General features: G+C 39.9%; 13 protein-coding genes and 1 pseudogene. 7 read left to right on the top strand and 7 right to left on the bottom strand.

The window, feature by feature from the left end; genetic code table 11:
* Nucleotides 1-719: 719 nt before the first annotated feature.
* Nucleotides 720-827: pseudogene (locus tag JUJ52_RS10505) on the top strand (IS3 family transposase); the annotation flags it as partial.
* A gap of 275 nt (nt 828-1,102) precedes the next feature.
* Here the strand turns inward: JUJ52_RS10505 and dltD are convergent.
* From dltD to JUJ52_RS10470, 7 genes are all read right to left on the bottom strand, one after another.
* Nucleotides 1,103-2,263 (bottom strand): D-alanyl-lipoteichoic acid biosynthesis protein DltD, encoded by a 1,161-nt coding sequence (gene dltD, locus JUJ52_RS10500; protein ID WP_205389316.1) that lies wholly within the window; start codon nt 2,261-2,263, stop codon nt 1,103-1,105.
* Nucleotides 2,263-2,499 (bottom strand): D-alanine--poly(phosphoribitol) ligase subunit DltC, encoded by a 237-nt coding sequence (gene dltC / locus JUJ52_RS10495; RefSeq protein WP_026682562.1) that lies wholly within the window; start codon nt 2,497-2,499, stop codon nt 2,263-2,265. The genes dltD and dltC overlap by 1 nt, the downstream gene beginning before the upstream one ends.
* A gap of 15 nt (nt 2,500-2,514) precedes the next feature.
* Complete coding sequence (dltB, locus tag JUJ52_RS10490; RefSeq protein ID WP_205389318.1) at nt 2,515-3,672, bottom strand: D-alanyl-lipoteichoic acid biosynthesis protein DltB; 1,158 nt, start codon at nt 3,670-3,672, stop codon at nt 2,515-2,517.
* The gene (gene dltA / locus JUJ52_RS10485; protein ID WP_121604157.1) at nt 3,669-5,171 is read right to left on the bottom strand and encodes a D-alanine--poly(phosphoribitol) ligase subunit DltA; all 1,503 of its coding nucleotides are present in this window, start codon (nt 5,169-5,171) and stop codon (nt 3,669-3,671) included. Before dltA ends, dltB begins: the two co-directional genes overlap by 4 nt.
* A gap of 17 nt (nt 5,172-5,188) precedes the next feature.
* A complete protein-coding gene (locus tag JUJ52_RS10480) occupies nt 5,189-5,335 on the bottom strand; it encodes a teichoic acid D-Ala incorporation-associated protein DltX (protein ID WP_080668743.1) in 147 nt (48 codons plus the stop codon).
* A gap of 14 nt (nt 5,336-5,349) precedes the next feature.
* Complete coding sequence (locus tag JUJ52_RS10475) at nt 5,350-6,021, bottom strand: response regulator transcription factor (RefSeq protein ID WP_121604158.1); 672 nt, start codon at nt 6,019-6,021, stop codon at nt 5,350-5,352.
* An 81-nt stretch (nt 6,022-6,102) separates the two neighbouring features.
* A complete protein-coding gene (locus JUJ52_RS10470) occupies nt 6,103-7,845 on the bottom strand; it encodes a sensor histidine kinase (protein ID WP_121604159.1) in 1,743 nt (580 codons plus the stop codon).
* Nucleotides 7,846-8,631: 786 nt separating this feature from the next.
* On the opposite strand from JUJ52_RS10470, the gene JUJ52_RS23705 reads away from it, so the two are divergent.
* From JUJ52_RS23705 to JUJ52_RS10440, 6 genes are all read left to right on the top strand, one after another.
* Nucleotides 8,632-8,778: a transposase gene (locus JUJ52_RS23705; RefSeq protein ID WP_228088945.1), complete on the top strand. Its 147-nt coding sequence runs from the start codon at nt 8,632-8,634 to the stop codon at nt 8,776-8,778.
* Nucleotides 8,779-9,059: 281 nt separating this feature from the next.
* Nucleotides 9,060-10,082 (top strand): Wadjet anti-phage system protein JetD domain-containing protein, encoded by a 1,023-nt coding sequence (locus JUJ52_RS10460; RefSeq protein WP_205389320.1) that lies wholly within the window; start codon nt 9,060-9,062, stop codon nt 10,080-10,082.
* Nucleotides 10,064-11,566 (top strand): replicative DNA helicase, encoded by a 1,503-nt coding sequence (locus JUJ52_RS10455; RefSeq protein ID WP_205389321.1) that lies wholly within the window; start codon nt 10,064-10,066, stop codon nt 11,564-11,566. Before JUJ52_RS10460 ends, JUJ52_RS10455 begins: the two co-directional genes overlap by 19 nt.
* Nucleotides 11,566-12,306 carry a DUF6063 family protein gene (locus tag JUJ52_RS10450; RefSeq protein ID WP_205389323.1) on the top strand — a complete coding sequence of 247 codons (741 nt, stop codon included), beginning with the start codon at nt 11,566-11,568 and terminating at the stop codon, nt 12,304-12,306. The genes JUJ52_RS10455 and JUJ52_RS10450 overlap by 1 nt, the downstream gene beginning before the upstream one ends.
* Entirely contained in the window at nt 12,293-13,936 is a 1,644-nt protein-coding gene (locus tag JUJ52_RS10445; protein ID WP_205389324.1) for a coiled-coil domain-containing protein, read from the top strand. Before JUJ52_RS10450 ends, JUJ52_RS10445 begins: the two co-directional genes overlap by 14 nt.
* Nucleotides 13,937-13,951: 15 nt before the next feature.
* The gene (locus JUJ52_RS10440) at nt 13,952-16,690 is read left to right on the top strand and encodes a coiled-coil domain-containing protein (protein WP_205389325.1); all 2,739 of its coding nucleotides are present in this window, start codon (nt 13,952-13,954) and stop codon (nt 16,688-16,690) included.
* Nucleotides 16,691-16,881: the final 191 nt, after the last annotated feature.

Below are 16,881 nucleotides of genomic sequence, written 5' to 3'. Positions count from 1 at the left end.
TCATCACCATTTTCTAGTCTATTTATCTAGTGTTATTTTCCTATTTTGTATTTTTTTGTTGATATAATTAAAAATATTATTAAGAATACTCTAAAATTCAATTGCCAAATGCAGCTATGGAATTCATAATGATTATCATATTGGTGTATACTAAAACCCCTGTATACTTTAATGCTGGAATCAAAATCAATAAAAGGAAGATGATTAATATATGAATAAAACCAACGAGATTTTTTAAAAATATAATAGAATGTTAAAAAACTTGACGGGTTTCTTTTTTATTATAGGCGTAATCTCTTTTTTTACTCTCTAATTAGAGGCGGAGAAATAAAGATAGAAGCAATTTATTTAGCAGTATTAATGTTAACTGGATACATATATATTAAGAAAATAAATGAAAAATAGATTAAACACTTTATAGGGGAAAATAGTTGTAGAGCATAGAATTAATGTAGGGGCACTCCTTTGGACAACTATCAAAGGTAAAAATTTATTGAGGTCAGACCTGATTAATAGGAGTGGGCTTTTTCACAATTACGAATAATAGATGTTACATCCTTGTGATGCTCCCTTGTCTTTCAATAGATTTGCTAAAATGATTTCCCGCATTTAGTTTAAACTCATAAACTTAATATAGAAAATTCCAATAATTTATTATGTACAAAATCCACATGAAAGGATTATATAGTCAAAAAAGAACAAGGTTCTACTAACCGCACGAACTTGCCCTTGAACTTTTTAATTATGTTCATTGATTCTACCACATTCGAATTCACGGATCACTAAATTATTTAACACCTACTGAATACAAGTTAATCAACCTATAAAAATTTGTTCGATTTAGTGTTGACACACCATAGTAGCAATTGAATTATAACTTCTTTGTCAGTCTTATCCTCATACGTTGCCTCCTATATGCTTTCTATTCGTCAGACCTGAGGTTTGCCTCGAGCTTCCTGCAAATTCCACGTCACCCATGGACACCCTTACTTTTGACTAAGTACGTACCGCTACAAGGTCGTACTGAAGACTTCCCTCCTTAGAGTCCGCCCATGCTGGGCAAACCAAAAACGATCCACCTATTAGGTGAATCGTCCTAGTGCTATTCAAGGAACTTCTGCATATCCTCATTTAAATAAACCCAGCCTTTCCAGCCAATATGAATCGTATCACGCATAAAATGAGGGTCGTATTCATGGTCGGAATAATCGGCGTAAGTAAAGCCACTATCATTAATTTGCTTCTTTATACGAGTGTAGTATTCTTGCCGTCCTTTTTCGGGGAAGCCTGTGTAGTCATAATACGCCCCATTCACAGGTATAATGACAAAAAGAGGGTCGGCATTAGCTTCCTTGAGAATATCAAGCATCAGCTGGAAATCTTCATACTCAAGTGATTCTGCATAGGAATGTCCTTTATTCTTTCCTTTCATTCCCTTGATATAATGCTTCCTATACTTATACACGTTGTCATCAATATAAAATTTGGAATGCTGTGTCCGTTTCTCGCCATAAGCATCAGCTTGTGCCTGCAGTTCTTCCCACGTCTTGTCCTTCACTTCGTTTGACTGATGCCGATTAGTTGGTTTATCCTTCAGAAGTGTGAAATACAGATCCTTTTTCTTAAGTAAGGATATATAAGCCTTTGCAGAAACTGAAAAAATATTAAACTTAACCTTTTTGTCATTCAAATAAGCATCATAAAGCTGATAAAGTATCGTGTCGTTCTTAACCGCATCATACGTTATCAGGCGTTGCATCAATTTTCGTTTCACTTGCTCGTCCACTTCCTTATTAAAAGGAAGCTGGTAGGCTTGCAGAGCGGAATAGTTGGGTGTAAAATGCTGCTCGTCTGTACCATGCTTTACAAACCATTGCGGCGATACGATGATGACCATCTGCTTGTTCTTCAATTGATCAGCATGCGTGGCAAAGTTTAAATCATGAATAATAGAGGTCATCCCGCCTTTTCCTATTAAATAAGGTGTAAAGACAGCGGCATTCATTTCGAAATAATTTGATGGATGGAATGGATCCCAGCGCGACAATTCGGAAGAACCATAGATTGGAACATACGTCGAATGTTTGAGCATTTCACTTTGCAAATATGTTCCTTGGAACATATTTGACTCCAGACTGGTAGCCGATTCCTCCAAACGATCCTCCGGAACTAACTTAGCAAGCCATGATACGGGTACGAGTACTACCCCGGCAAACAGGACCAATGCAAGAATGATTGGTCCAAAAAAATACTTCTTCTTCATTATTTCAACTCATTCAGACGATCAACGATAGCATTTGGTGTATTCCATGTATCTCGATCGAACTCCGTAATCGGTACATTGATATCAAGCTGCTCCTCGAATTGAACAAGTAATTCTACTGTCGCAAATGAATCAATCAGTCCTGCGTCGAATATATCCAAATCATGCTCTTCTTTCACAACATCATCTTCACAAACTTCTGCAATAACCTGTAGTACTTTTTCTTTAAAATTCATATTCATATTCCCCTTTTATTGAAATGGTCTGCCAGAAAACAGATAAAAACCGAAACAAACGACATGGAAAGTGATAACGATAGACACAATTGTCATCGCTCTTCCTGTTGGCCAGCGTTTATGTTTTTTATTCCAGGTCTCGAAGAAATTAAATCCGGCCATCATCAAGGCATGATATGCTCCATAAATGATGTACTGAATCGCTAAACCATGCCATACTCCCATTAGCAGGAACAGCAGAATATAACCTAGATTCGAGACGAGCATTTTGTTCTGTATCCATTTTTTCTTCTTCATTAAAAAGACGAAGCGCATGAACACATAGTCACGGAACCAGAACGACAGTGACATATGCCATCGATTCCAGAAATCCTTGATGTTGCGGCTGATGAATGGCTTATTAAAGTTCTCCGGTGACCGGATTCCCATCATATAACTGACTCCGACTGCAAACGCCGTATAGCCGGCAAAGTCGAAGAACAGGTACAAGCTATAGCTGTACATATACAACAGATGATAGATAAACTTGTAATCCGCTATATATTCTAGATTCATAATGAAGTACGTATTGATGCTGTAGCCGATTATAAATTTATACAAAAAACCAAGGAAGATTTTGTTAATCCCTTTATAAAGCAGTTCCTTGTACTCCTCCGGTGTCCAATGCTTTTCTTCATCCTTTTGAAATCGGCGGAAGCGATCAATCGGACCTGATGAAATTGTTGGATAAAACAGCATAAAATTGACAAGCTGAAAAATCGAGAGCTGATCCTTAATCAATCCATCTCTTGTTTCAATAATGATTTGAACAGCTCGGAATGTCAGATAGGAAATACCCAGAAAGCTTGCCCAGTTATCCACTGCTAAAATCGGCAAAACCTTGGATAAAATCAAAGGCAGGATCGATAGAAAACTTATTACATAGAATACGAGGCTGCTATTCTTTGTCTGTCGATAAGTAATATAGCCTTTGACCAGTACAACCTGAAGAATGGTGAAGGCTACTAACGAGAAGAAGCCTGCGTCCCCTCCTGAAAATATAATAGCCAATACAACAATGGTGACGAACACATTGTAATACCGCAGCCGCTTACCCATTGTGCCGAGAATCATCGTCGGCAGTAGCAAAATACCTAGAATGATAAAGAAAAGGAAAGAACTATACGGGGTCATGCGAATACCTCTTTCTTCATTTTCTTACGGTCTACTTTCCCATTCATCGTCATTGGAATAGCAGTATGATACGTGAACTTCCGCGGGATCATATATGCCGGCAAGCGCAAAGCAAGATCTTTTCGAATAGCAGCTGTCAGCTTGTATTCCTTCTCAAAGTCATGATCGGCTGGTACCACTGCCGCAATCAAGTATTCAATTTCCTCGTTTGGCGCATGAGGGATAACAATGGCAGCCTTAATATAATCAGATTGATTAAGGTGGAATTCAATCTCTTCCAGCTCCATCCGGTAGCCGTGCAGCTTGATTTGATAATCCAGTCTGCCTTGGCAATACACCAAGCCGTCCTGAATAAAGCCGGCATCTCCAGTACGATAGGCGTTCATTCCGTTTATAATGCCGAATGCATTTTCTGTCAGCAGCGGCTCACCCAGATAGCCCTTTGACACACTTGGCCCTGCAAGGATAAGCTCCCCTTTTTCACCTTCAGGTAACAGATTTCCCGATTCGTCCACAACGAGAATACGCATATCGGGCTTTGGATAGCCAACCGGCAATGCCTTCTCTTTCGCGAGCAATTCTTCCGTAATTTCAACAGACGTCACAGCAACCGTTGCTTCTGTAGGTCCGTATGTATTAAAGATTCTCGCTCTCGGAAAACGTTTTTTCAGCTCTTTGGCTACAGCTAACGGCAGTACCTCACCACAGAACAGGAATACCTCAAGCTCAGGAAGCATTTTTTCATTAAAGTCCGGATTCGGAAAACACATTTGTACGAAGGATGGCGTCGATGTCCAAATTTGCAATGCCGAGCGACTCAAGTTCTCAAACAAAAGCTTTGGCTTATTGATTACATCTTTCTCCAATGCATGAACCGAACCGCCACTTTGCAACGCTGGATAAAAGTCCATGACAGACAAATCAAATGAAAACGGTGCCTGATTCAAGAACACTTTTCCTTGCTCTAACGGAAAGTCACCTGTCATCCAGTTAGTAAATGACTGCAGATTTGCAGCGGTTATTTGAACACCTTTTGGATTTCCCGTACTGCCGGATGTATAAATGATATAAAAAACTTCATCAGGCTGGACCCAATATTGATCACCAATAGGCTCTACTGTTTCCAGCTGCAGTGCTGACACGTGTAAAACAGCGATATTATCAAATTCCAGGCTGCTATCTGTTGTATTAATTACTAATTCTGCACCGGATTTTTCCACGATATAGCGCATCCGTTCCATTGGAATGGATGCATCTACCGGTATATAAGGGTGGCCAGCCTGCACACAGGCGAGGAAAGATACCGGTATATCGGTTCCCATATGACCATATACAACAATTGGTGTCTGCCGTCCAAGCTGTCTGGCATGTATGAAGCTTGCCAGTCTGCTCGACCTGTCCCAAAGCAATTCGTAGTTCAGCACCTGGTCCTCTGTACGAAATGCCGTCTGTTCCGGGTTGCTTGCCGCATGCTGTGCAATACGTGTTAAAAGTTTCATGTTATTATCTTCTCCATTTAGAAATCATTATAGATATAGTTGCCTGTATTAGCCGTATGGAAGCCGTACATCAAAAACAAGGTGACAAGAATTGCCAGATAAAAACAAGTATGCAAAGCAAAACGGACACCAGTGTGCGCATACAGCTGCTTGAGTTTATTCATCTTTTCTCTTCCTTTTATTCAAATTTATAGCCGGTTCCAATAACAGTCTTGATGTGATGTGATTCACAGCTTAGCTTAGCTCTCAGCTTTTTAATATGTGTATCGACAACGCGACTATCACCATCGAAGTCCAACCCCCATACGTGATTCAAAATTGCCTCACGTGAAAGGACGTTATTTTTATGGTGAAGCAAGAACACCAATAATTCATATTCTTTTGGCGTCAATTCTACTTGTTTGCCCTCAAGCTGAAGCTGATGGGACTTCATATTAACGATTGCTTGACCGAAGCTGATCATATGACCAGTGGGCAGGTAATGTTCGGTTGCGCGTTTCATTAAAGAATTAGCACGTGCGACTAGCACTTTCGGACTAAATGGCTTGGTTACATACTCGTCGGCTCCAAGTTCAAACCCATGAATTTTATCATCGTCACTAGATCTCGCTGTCAGCAAAATGATTGGTACGCCAGATCTCTTTCGCACCTGCCTGGTAACAGCAAATCCATCCATTTGCGGCATCATGATATCGAGAATGACTAAATCCGGATAAACCGCATCATACCAATCGATAGCACTGCTACCATTATCCGTTTCATACACTTCCCAGCCGTCCTGTTTGAAGTAATCGGCTACAACTTCCCGGATTCTTACTTCATCCTCGACAAGCAACACTGTCTTTCCCATCGTGAATCTTCCTTCCACTCTATATACATAAATTAACAAGGTTATATGTCTTTTATGTGTCCTAATAAGTAATTTATCCCATTATTTGAAACGAACATAGAAACGCACACCGTCAGGCATGTTTTCCGCTCCGTAATGAAATGCATGCAGGTCTAGAATTTGCTGGACGATAGCTAGCCCCAATCCTGTACCGCCTGTCATTCGGCTTCGAGAGGATTCGGTCCGATAGAAACGTTTCCAGATCTCATCCAGCTGCTCTTCCGGTATTTGCTTGCCTTTGTTTTCAATTAAGAATACACTGTCACCGTTTTCTTGATCTAATTCGATTCGAATCGAAATGACAGAATCGCTCTCACTGTGCCGGACAGCATTGATAAGGAGATTTTGCATTACTCGTTCCATCCACTCATAATCCGCCAAAACAGGCTGTTCATTCTTCGGCATGATTTCAATTATGACATTTTTCTCTTTCGCGATACAAAATAGTTTATTTGCCAAGCTCTCAATCATTTCACTAAGTAGAAAAGATGTTTTTCTTAATCGGATTGCACCGTTTTCCAACTTAGCCAAATCCAGCATATCCTTGATCAGCACTTCCATCTTGTCCGACTCTTCAATAATTACTTCAATATAGTGATCTCGCTTATCCGGACTGACACCATCCTGCAGCCCCTCTGCGAAGCTTTTGACAATGCTGAGCGGTGTCTTTAATTCATGTGATGCATGCTCAAAAAACTCGCGCTGCTCCTTCTCCATCTGCTCGCGCTTTTCCATATCCTGCTTTAGCTTTCCATTCGCTTGTTTCAAATCATTTAATGCGACATCGAGATTTTGTGCCATAACCAGCATATTGTTTGAAAGGCTCCCAAGTTCATCCTTCTGCTTAATCGGCTTTGCTGATGAGAAGTCCAGATGCACCATTTTTTTTGCCATTTCATTCAGCTTAATCAGCGGTCTGCTAACAAGACGTGAGTAGAATAGCGACAGCAATAGGATGAGTATAAAGCCTGCGATTCCTATATATACATAAAATACTTGAAGTGATTCATTAGTGTCTCTAATTTCCTGAAGAGATGTGACAGAGAACATAAATTGCATTTCTCCATCTTTCTCAAACGGCTCAATTAGTACTAAATTATGTTTTCCACTCCATGACTCTACCCAGTCCAGCTGCAGGCTCTCCCCTTTAGAAAGCTGCTTTATCTGCGCCTTCTCAAGCGGGAACCATTCCACCAGTGCATCATAGAGAAGTCCGATCCCCCTATTCCACATCCCAGCCTTAGGCAGCGAAATGCTTTTTACTTCCCCTTCGATTGTCACTTCATTATCGACCAGATCTTCACCGACACTAGACGTATTCTTTGTAATAACAGATGGATAAATGACGGAAGGAACCATGGCATCTGCTTCTCCTTGCACAATCAATGTATCTCCTTTTGCGATATGTAATGCGCGCAGCTGTTTTCCGTAATCTGTGACGAGTAAGGAAAGCGATATTTCCACAACTTTGCCGTCTTCTGTTTCCAGCATAATGTTAAACGGATCCTGCACCAGCTGAAAACCTTCTGCGTCCACAATCGTCAACGGGCTTTTGGTCTCTCTCATGTAAGAGAGTGTCTGTTTTGTCAGTTCCTCTTCGCTCCAGGAATTTTTCTCATAAGCTTCTGCTAACTGATGTATGTGCTTTGCTGCTTCTTTTGTTTTATGATGCTGATAAAATCGATCAAAAAATAATAACTGAAATATCATAATCATGGCGTAAAACACCAAAAAGAATAAAGCTGTCACAGCGAATAATTTAACGGTGATACCGCGTTTTCTCATGTTATACTCCTTTATTTCATAAGCGTTTTTTAATAACTTAAGCTATGGGTATGTTATTTATGTGTCCACATACCCCCTCTATATCGTACACATTTTTTTCAAGTTGCGGAATCTTTTTTGTACCTGCATATGACCAGAATAGAGGGCTATCGTGAGCAAAGATAATCAGTATATGAATTTACAAAAAGGCAATTCAATATCTTAGTGATATAGCTTGTTTATTGCATACGCGGATCAGCTCATGTTGCGTTAATTCTCCTTTCACTAATGAGGTCGAAACAACTCATACGCACCTGGCAGCTTGCAAATATTCCACAAGGCTGGTGGTATTGAGAAACATGCGCAAATGACTATACTCGATGCATCTATCCTAGATATATTTTTCGGTTCCGATATCCTGGTAAGACCTATTTCCTTAATAAAAAGAAGCTATAGGAAACCCTGCGTCCTTGAACAAATGTAGAAATAAATTTAGATTATCCCTATACAATAAAGTAGGGAAAACACTCTCATATCTTCCCCCTTATCAAACCGTACATGCCATATTAAGGCATACGGCTTTCCCGTATATTAAAATGTCTCAAAGGTTGCATTCCAGGCTTTTTTGCATCTTTTGCAGTCGGTGAGGAGTAAAGTACTCTTCACCTTTTCTTTTCGCTCGACTTTCTTTTTATAGTTTTGCTTCGCTGTTTTAGTGATTTCCTCCAAATAATTCTCTTCCGTATACCCATATGCCTTGTTCAAATAAAGCCATGCTTTCAAATGTTCCTAAAAAATTAATGACCTATTTTTGAAGATCTAATTAAGCCAATGAATAATTGGGAAGAAGAGATACTAAACTATTTCAATTCTCCCATTATAAACACCTATACAGAGTCCTTGAATCTTTTAATTAAGACAATGAACCATTGTTGGTCGTGGTTACTTTTTTGAAGCCCTTAGAGCAAAGATTTTGCTTATTCAAGGCTATCGTAAAGTTAAAAAGAAATTCGAGAGGTTGAAGTTATTTTCGGAAAATTGTTAGCTGATCAATTCCCAGATTGGTCACAAACTGGTTATAAATGGGTGTATGAAGATATTTATGGTGCTGATTTTTCCACACTATTTTCCAATTACCTTATTATTTCAGTAATAAAACTCAAAAGTTGTCCCATCCCATCCCCTGCCCCCGATATGATAAAATAAGACATATCTCAACACATAGGATGAAAAATATGAAAGAACTAAAAGAAGCACTTGCTTTATATCCAAAGAAAACAATCGATATTAATCAACTACAAGAATTATCATCACCTTTTTTCGATAGCTATGAAGCTTTTGCTGAAGAAGTGCTTGCTTTAGAAGAAGCGGGCATTTTAGCGATGGTGAAAAGCAAAGGGCGTTCACCTAGAAAACCTTCTGTCGCCTTGCATTATCGTATTCAAAAAGCGAAGTTAAAACAAGCGCATCATCACCTCTTACAACAGTACCGTATTCAATTCCATCGTGAAATAAACCTTGACTATTACTATCAACATGATCCGAAACAGTGGCAGAAGGATTTACCCTACTTACGACAAATAGATCAATATATACGAACAAATGGTTTTCCTACAGAAGCGATTCCAACACCAGAAAGAAGCTATGAGATTGCTGGTGATGAGAAATGGATAACTGAGAAAAAAGGTAAAGAATTATTAGAACGGGTTCACCTATTCGATAAAATGAAAATAATGCCTGTATCAGAACCATTAAAATATGCGATTAATCCCAATCAAGTACAAGAGCCCAAACAACTCCATTTAATTGTTGAGAATAAAACCACCTATCAAGGTCTATTGCCAGCCATCAAACAAACAGCCTTTGCCACCTTGATTTATGGAAGTGGCAAAACGATCATACAGAGTATCGAGCAATTTAATCAGCAATATCCAATCACTGCTGACCACCACTTCTTTTATTTTGGTGATATCGACCGTGAGGGGATATCGATCTGGCATAGTTTGGCGAACAAAATCGAACTACGTTTAGCGTTTCCTTTTTACCGAGCTTGCTTGGCAAAACAGCCTGCGCAAGGTAAAGCCTATCAAAGAAAGCGTGAGGGAGCAGAGGATGCCTTTTTACAGTGGTTCGATCAACAAGAGCAGCGTCAAATCAAGCGATTACTCGCTGAAGGCTATTATTACCCACAAGAAACATTAAGAACAAAGGAATTACAACAAATATGGGAGGGATCAAATTGGAACGACATGATATAGCAACGATTACAGCAGGCTATCAGGAACGGATTCGTCGTCTGGCGTTATTTGATCCCTTAACGGATTTAGAACGTAAACGGGAAAAGGATGAGAATGGTAAGTTAATTGATATGAAAGGTTTAGGACTATTAACGTTACTATTTTTCTTTGAACAAAAAGTGATGCGTCACTATAAAACAGGGGTCAAGCAGTTAGCTGCCTTTATTCAAGAAGTGACGGCAGAACAGTATCAGTTACAAGCAAGTGATTATTCTCGTCTTGCTAGTAGTCTGATCGATAATTTTCGTCCAGGGACAGGGGTCAAGCGAACCTATTCCTTCTATAACTGGGAAACAGGTCAAGACGAACAGCTCGAATATTCGATTCTCAAAACGAATAATTTTAATCCAACGACAAATGAACAGTTTTATGCGTTAGACGATGATGGCTTGGAACTTGTCTTTGCTACAAAAGAGTTCTATAGTGAATTTCAATTATCGATTAATCAATTGATGCTTCGTAAACAATTAGAGCGCGGCGAGTTCAATGGGGCATTAAGACAAGTCAATGAAATGCGTGTCGCAGTGGAAAGTATTGATGAGCGGATGCTGGCACTCAAACAGGAAATTCAACGCAGTATTGTTTCAGAAGAAACGTTTGATCGTTATAAAGAGTTATTAAATGATAGTTACAGTCGTTTGCAGCGTGAAGATGATGAATTTAAAGAGTTGCGCCAATTTGTGAAAGAAACGAAGGACAGGCTCTATGCGAAAGATATTCATCGCAAAGAACAAAAAACGTATGATTTAATTTTGACGATCACTAGAGAGCTAGAGGCGGTTCACTACGATCATTCGAGACTACTAGAACAGACCTTATCATTAAAAAATACGACCTTAATTACAGCGCAAGAGTCGTTGTATTACACGGGAATTGAAGCGTTTAATTTCGATCATGAAATTACCTCGCATATTATTTCGGTGCCGTTGCCACTGGAAACGATGAAAGGTGTGCTCCATCCGTTCTTAAAAGTAGAGGAAGAACGAACCTGGTCACCACTAACACTTTTTGCTGATCAAACTATTGTCGAAGATCAACAAGCAGATCAAACGACGACAATGCCTGAAGCGGAAAGTGATGAGGAAATCGATGCTAGAGCAAAAGCGTTAAGAAAACTATATAAAAAACTAATGGAAGAATTATTATCTGTTTTAAGTAAGATGCGAGAAATCAGACTATCTACCTTTTTTGACTATTTAACCGAGACCAATCAAGCCCAACTGTACGCATCAAGGTCTTTTTATGAATTTTGGTTAATCTTACATCAGCGTTCACCGATAACGCGTGGAGATATGGAGCATGACGAGGATGGTAAATCGCTATTAACCGAAGCATTGTACATCCTTGGTGATAATCGTTTAGTTATTACCGAAGAGAAAGCCATTTTAAATCGTTATAAACGTTATTCCATTCAAGAGATGGTGATCCGATTGGAGGAGTCATAGTGCATTACAGTGAGGAAAAGGTAATCGAAGCCTTTCGTATTTATACGAAATTAGCGCGTACGTCTGTTACAGATCAAGAAGCGGTCCAGTTATATCGAGCCGACGATGATATTCGTAGTTTACTAGATTTATATGCAAAAGAAGTAGATGCTGTTATCGTTAATACGAGTGAACATTTATATTTAATTCCTGAGACGAAATTGTCGAGCTTTCATGTTAGTAATGACTGGATTAAACGCCATTATTTGCGTTCTGGCGCTACTAATGCAGATATTTACTTACTGTATTTTACGACGATCATTTTGTTTGGTAGCTTCTATAATTCTTATCAAAGCGCACGCCCGACACGTGATTTCTTACGGATCGAGGAGTGGATGCACCAGATTCAGGAACGGATTGAGCAATTGCAGGCCTTAGAAGAAGAAGTTTTAAAGGAAAAAGAGCGTGAATTCTCCTATCACTGGCGCCAAATAGTCGATAAATGGAATGATATGAATGATGTGAAAGAGAGTGCCAAACGTCAAACAGGTAATACGATTAGTCGCTATAGCTTTATCGATACTGTGAAGCGTTTTTTACTTGATCAAGATTTAGTCAAAGCCCTTGGAAATCAAGAAATAACCTTAACTGATAAAGCGCAAACCATTATCCAGCGCTATTTTATGGAAGTGGAATATAACAAAGGAATCCTTACATTTATCTATGAGATGGAGGGAGAGAATACAGATGCCAACGATTAGTAAAATTCGCTTAGCCAATGTCATCTATGAGGAAGGCAATAAACGTTATAATGATGAATTATTTTTATTTGATGGCTACAATGGGGCAATTCTATTAGAAAATGGTGGCGGTAAAACGGTGTTGATTCAAACAGCACTACAGGCAATGCTACCACACACAGAGCTCGCTAGTCGCAAAATCGGCAAAACATTAACATTAGAAAGCGCGCCTGCCCATATTGCGGTCGAATGGATCATTAATGACAAACCAAGGCGTTACGTCGTGACAGCTGTCACCCTTTTTATGAATAAGCATGGCGTCGATTCGCTCCGTTATGTCTACGAATATCAGCATGGTGATCCCCATGCGATTGAGGAGATCCCTTTCGTCCGTGAGGTGCAAGGTGGTAAGCGTCCTACTGAGCGCGGGGAAATGCAAGATTACTATAGTATGATGAAGGATAAATCATTGTCAGCGAATACCTTTGCCACGATTAAAGAGTATCGCCAATACATTGAAGACAACTATCAGATTATTGCCAGCGAGTGGGAGAACATTGTCAAAATCAATAGTTCAGAAGGTGGTGTTGAAGCCTTCTTTGAAGCGTGTAGAACGACGAATCAGCTGTTTGATCGCTTGCTAATTCCAACCGTTGAAAGCGCGATGGCTGGTCATAATCCTACCCTTTTTGCTGATTTGTTTGAGCAACGGTATGAAAGCTTTAAAAATTATCAAAAGTTAAAAGAAACGATTGCTGAAAACCAGAAGATCCAGGATGAATTAGTTGGCTATACGACTGCTTTTGAGCGTCTCCATACGAAAGAGCAACAATTGCTCGAGGCGAAGCAACGAACCAAAGGAATCTGGGAACAAACCAAAGCAGACAAACAGACCTTTTTAACAGAAAAAGAAGCGATTGAAGCAAAAATAACTAACTGGCAGGATGACACGCACCAACATAAAGCGAAGATCGCTTCCAGCGAAGTTGCCGCAAAAGAAGCAGAAAAAGAGCAAATGAACAAAGAATTTCAAAACGCTAAGCTTCTTTTGCAAGAACAAAAAACAACGGTAGCTGATATCGAAGGGCGTCACGCAGCATTACGGTATGCCAAATTTGCCGAACAACAACAAGCAGCAAATGAATCCTTATCCTTTATCCAAGATCAAATTGCTTCGTTCGAAAAGGAAGCAGATATCGAGATGTTAAAGGATCAGCTGATAGAAGTAGAGCAAGCCTTACATGGTGCCTATCAAGATCAAATCGATGACATTAACAAGCAACAACAAGACTTACAACGGGAAAGGAATCCATTACAAGAGCAAATCAAAACCTTAGAGAAACAACTCACCAACCATGAGCAAACGGAGCAACAGTGGAGTAACGAGGTAAACAAGCTTCAATCTTTTATCGAAACTCGTGAAAAAGATAGTGATCGCTTGCGTCAAGCACTGCTCGCGAATCCAGAACAGGAAACAATTGAAGAGCTATTACCAAAATGGCAAGCTCGTTACCAAGTGTTAGATGATGAATTGGTTCACTTGAAAACAGAAAGAAAACGATTGGCGCGTGAAATAGACGAAGAGCAGCAAGAAAGAAATCACTTACAAAAGGATTTCCAAGAACAAGCTTTACAAATACAGCGTGTCTAACAACAGTTACAGGCGATGTCAGATGAAGAGCAACAATTGGTCGAGTCTCTGGCGATGTTAAGAAGTGCTTGGCAGGATGTTGCAGGTATTCACTTACAGCAACAATCGATCGAAGGTCAACTCGAAAACTATATTGAAAAACAACGAATCGAGCGCAAGAAATGGTTGGATAAGGAGCGGGTTGCGTTACGCTATGTTGATGACTACGGGGAGCAAGAGACTTTCTTCAGTGATCCATTCCTCTCCGAACAAATCGAACTATGGAAGAATCAACTCGATTATCTGGAAACAGGTGTGAGTTATCTCAATCAGCTACCAGAAGAGCAGCAGGCATTGTTAAAGCAGGCGACGTTATGGCCGAGTATTTTGGTGACAACGACAAAGGCAAAGCCCCGATTAATCAAGCGTTTAGAACAGGTTTCCGATCGCTTTATCTTGCCGGTGATGGTGGTGACGACAGAAGAAGCAACCGCTATAACGGATATCGAAAAAGGCAACTGGATCGTCCCGAATCATTGGCGTGACAACATAGACTCCGAAACGTTTATCGCGTGGAAACAGCAATTAAAACGTCATGCTGGCGAGATCACAACAACAAGAGAAAACGTTGAGATCGAGCTGAAAAGCTGGGAGCAAGCGTTGACACAATTCCGCCAGTTTTTAAGGAAATATCCTTTTCAGCAGGTAGAAGACTGGCAAGAGCAGTTACACAGTCTGCAAACAGAGCAGGAAAATCTAGCAGCCAAGATCGAGCAAACAGACAAACAAATTACGGATCATCAAGCAACCATCGATAAATATCATAACAGAGCAGAAGAAGCAGAGGCTGAGCGCACCGGAATCGAATCAAAACTGCGAGATGGCCAGCAATATGTAAGCTTCCAAAAGGAAATCTCCCAGCATCAGCAGGAAGTTGACACATACCAAGAACAACAACAGGAACTAGCGCAGAAAATCAAGCAGACGAAACGATCGATGACTCGTTATCAAGAAGATGTCGATCTGTTAAACGACCGTATTCGTGATCTAGAGATGAAACAAGAAGTAATCACCAGTGAAGAGCAATATCAGGAAGTAGCAACATTACCAGCAACGTTCACAGATGAAAGGATCACCAGTCTGAAATCAAAACGCAAAGAATTACAGCTACAGAAAGAAAAGATCACACGTCAAACCGGTGAATGGGAAGCGAAACAAGAAACCGAACAGCAGCGGATCGAGACGACTACAGAACGGATGGACGAAATTGAACAAGCTTTCCCATCCGTTGATAAAACAGAAGTATTCCCAGCTGATGGTGACCAGTATATTGACCGATTACACGGACAATTACAGACAGCAAAAAGTGAATTAACCGAAATTAGAGCAACCTATCAAACGACTGAACGAGATTTACATGTCAAACAAGAGTTACTAAATGAAGCATATAAAGACTTTTATAAACGATTCCCTGATGACGAAGTAGTGCGATTTGAGCAAGACTTAAACGTTGTTAACGAACAGTTACAACAAGAACAAAACGAGCTAAAAAAGCAAAAAGCTTATCTCGATCAAGAGTTCAAGCGTGTGAACAAGGAGTTAGCTAGTCTTGATGAAGCGGAGAGGCTATTGGAGAATTTTATAGAAGGGTATCACTTTAACGCACCAGGAATTGCGAGTATTACGTTAACGGAACAAGAAGCAACTGATTTTCAATACCAGCGCAACCGTTTTGCCAAACAAGCGACAGATAAGCTAAAAGAAATGAAGCAGCTAGTCGATGACGAAAGCGAGCTTGTCCGTCTTGCTAGGGATCAGTTCCGTATCTTTTGTCGAACAAAAATTACCGATAAAAAATTACAACAAATGACGATTCAAGGAATCGAACAGAAGCGTGACTATCAGGAAGTCGTCACCTTTAAACAGAATATGTTCGCAAGCATTCAACGAATCACTAAATATGCCAATGAGCATATTCGCAAAAGTGATGAAGAGCTTCAACTTTTTATCAATCAAATTCATACCCATTTGCAAACATTAGTTGAAGAACTCGAGCAAATCCCAAAGAAAACGAGAGTGAAAGTAGATAACTGGAAGCCAATCTATAGCTTTTCGATTCCAAAATGGGAGCCAGAAGACGGTAAGTTACGCATTCGTGATCATACTGAGTGGATCATTAACCAATTAGATGGTGAGAAATACCACAATGAGCAAGGGCATCAGGATATGAATAAGATTCGTGTGGATTTAGAAAAATGGCTGGAATCCAAGCAATTACTCAAGGTTGTCATGGATCGCGATGTGATGAAGGTGCATTGCCGTAAAGTAACCAATGATAATCAAATTTCTACACGCTCTTATTCCTGGGAGCAAAGCAATGTCTGGTCAGGAGGAGAAAAGTGGAGTAAAAACATGACGCTCTTCTTAGGCATATTAAAATATGTAGCAGAAAAGAAAAAAGCCAACTTAACCGACCGTGCTGTTATTTTAGATAATCCATTTGGCAAAGCATCAAGTGATCATGTTCTAAGTCCAGTCTTTTTCATCGCCGAGCAGTTAGGCTTCCAAATCATTGCGTTAACAGCTCATGCAGAAGGCAAGTTTCTGCAGGATTACTTCCCGATTATTTATAGCTGTCGATTACGCGCGTCAAAGGATGAAAGCAAAAAAGTCATGACAACAGATAAATGGCTGCATCATGCTTATTTTCAGGACCATGAGCCAGCTGTTATTGATCGGTTAGGGCAGGCAGAGCAGTTAGATTTGTTTGAATGATAGGGTTTGATAGGGTTATGTGGTGATACAGCCATTGAAATGACCCACTTCTGACATACTAAAGACCACTAAAAGACAAAAAGTGTACCAAAGAATGACAGGATTGAAAAAGCAACAGTCACTCATTGCCTTGTGTTGTAAGTTACTACGTGTATTGTTTGTCATTGGACAAAAGCAATGTGAGTTTGATA

It is taken from the genome of Virgibacillus sp. AGTR (assembly GCF_016919725.2).
GTDB classification, from domain to species: domain Bacteria; phylum Bacillota; class Bacilli; order Bacillales; family Amphibacillaceae; genus Virgibacillus; species Virgibacillus salarius.
Note: the sequence above shows the minus strand (reverse complement) of the source record. Positions and strands in the feature narration are given on the sequence as shown.

What these genes read in the sequence shown, in the direction of transcription:
- dltD (WP_205389316.1), bottom strand. Translation starts at nt 2,263, where the DNA reads ATGAAGAAGAAGTATTTTTTTGGACCAATCATTCTTGCATTGGTCCTG.
- dltB (WP_205389318.1), bottom strand. Translation starts at nt 3,672, where the DNA reads ATGACCCCGTATAGTTCTTTCCTTTTCTTTATCATTCTAGGTATTTTG.
- dltA (WP_121604157.1), bottom strand. Translation starts at nt 5,171, where the DNA reads ATGAAACTTTTAACACGTATTGCACAGCATGCGGCAAGCAACCCGGAA.
- JUJ52_RS10440 (WP_205389325.1), top strand. Translation starts at nt 13,952, where the DNA reads ATGTCAGATGAAGAGCAACAATTGGTCGAGTCTCTGGCGATGTTAAGA.
- JUJ52_RS10480 (WP_080668743.1), bottom strand. Translation starts at nt 5,335, where the DNA reads ATGAATAAACTCAAGCAGCTGTATGCGCACACTGGTGTCCGTTTTGCT.
- dltC (WP_026682562.1), bottom strand. Translation starts at nt 2,499, where the DNA reads ATGAATTTTAAAGAAAAAGTACTACAGGTTATTGCAGAAGTTTGTGAA.
- JUJ52_RS10475 (WP_121604158.1), bottom strand. Translation starts at nt 6,021, where the DNA reads ATGGGAAAGACAGTGTTGCTTGTCGAGGATGAAGTAAGAATCCGGGAA.
- JUJ52_RS10460 (WP_205389320.1), top strand. Translation starts at nt 9,060, where the DNA reads ATGAAAGAACTAAAAGAAGCACTTGCTTTATATCCAAAGAAAACAATC.
- JUJ52_RS10445 (WP_205389324.1), top strand. Translation starts at nt 12,293, where the DNA reads ATGCCAACGATTAGTAAAATTCGCTTAGCCAATGTCATCTATGAGGAA.
- JUJ52_RS10470 (WP_121604159.1), bottom strand. Translation starts at nt 7,845, where the DNA reads ATGAGAAAACGCGGTATCACCGTTAAATTATTCGCTGTGACAGCTTTA.